The 1,247-nt window shown below is 64.6% G+C and carries 1 protein-coding gene; it reads right to left on the bottom strand.

Going from position 1 to position 1,247, the window contains the following annotated elements:
- Positions 1 to 1,179 (bottom strand): IS3 family transposase gene (locus ACH488_RS21935; RefSeq protein ID WP_397326708.1). Its coding sequence is split into 2 segments (ribosomal slippage), with 1,180 coding nucleotides annotated over them: positions 1 to 912 and positions 912 to 1,179; the frame shifts between segments, so codons are not numbered across the junction. This gene is flagged as partial in the annotation.
- Positions 1,180 to 1,247: the final 68 nt, after the last annotated feature.

The raw sequence follows: 1,247 nt of genomic DNA, 5'->3' as shown, positions 1-1,247 counted from the left end.
GCTGAGGTTGGTCCGTGGTGAGCAGCAGTTCGTGCTCCACGGGGGTGTTATAGCCCAGTGCTGAATGGAGCCGGGTGCGGTTATAGAACTCCTCGATCCAGCGGCCGGTGGCCCGGATGGCGTCCTGTCTGGTTGCCCAGCGGCGCCGGTCGTAGAACTCCGCTTTCAGGGTGGACCAGAACGATTCCTGCATCGCGTTGTCCCAACACACGCCCGTCCTGCCAACGGACTGGCGGATGCCGAGCCGTGAGCAGACATCGTTGAGTTGGGTCGAGGTGTACTGGGTACCCCGATCGGCGTGGAAGACGACACCGGCCGGGCCACCGCCACGCAGGACGTACGCCATGCGCAGGGCCCGTTCGACCAGGGCGCTGGACTGGGTAGAGTCCATTGCCCAACCGATCACCCGCCGCGAGCAACCGTCCCGGACGGCGCACAAGTACACCCAGCCCTCACCGGTACGAAGATAAGTGATATCCGAGATCCAGACCGCGTCCAGCACACCGGTGTCCCATTTCCTGGCCACCAGATCCGGAAGCGAATGAACCCGCCCCTCACCGAGCGGGGCCACGGGCCGGAACCGGCGCGGCGAGATCCCTTCCAGGCCCTGCCGACGCATCGAGGCCGCGACGGTCTTCCGGTCAACACCGGTCCCCGTCCTGGCCAACGCTGCCCGCACCCGCGGCGCCCCATAGACCCCGGTCGAATCCTGATGAACCCGCCTAACCTGTGCATCCAGTTCAGCCCGGACCACCGCCCGCAGTGACCTCACGGAGGTCCTCCGCCGCCAAGCGTAAAACCCCGATCGTGACACACCCAGCAGTCTGGCCATCCGCAGGATTGGGTAATGAGCCTTCTCGGCCTCCATCAGTTCGAAGCATTCCGATTCTGCTGCTTGGAGGCGAAGAAGGCTGCGGCTTTTCCCAGAAACTCGTTATCCATCCGCAGCTGCGCGTTTTCCCGGCGCAACCGCTCCAACTCTGACTTCTCCGTCTCGGCCGCCGCGACCTCTTCCGGAGCCGCCAGACGAGCCCGTTCCTGCGCCACCCACCGACCCAACATCTGCTCCCCGAGCCCGAGTTCCCTGGCCACTGGCGCCACCGGCCTGCCGGTATCAATAACGAGTCGTGCAGCCTCCCGCCGATACTCCGGAGTGAATTTACGTCGTGTCGTGCTCACAAGAACACCTTCCCGCAGAATCCCACGATCCCGCTACTTCAGGTGTCCACCAACAGAGGCTAACCCCA

The organism is Paenarthrobacter sp. NPDC018779 (assembly GCF_044391085.1).
Classification (GTDB): Bacteria; Actinomycetota; Actinomycetes; order Actinomycetales; family Micrococcaceae; genus Arthrobacter.
The sequence above is the reverse complement of the archived record's forward strand: the minus strand, read 5'-3'. Positions and strand labels throughout refer to the sequence as shown.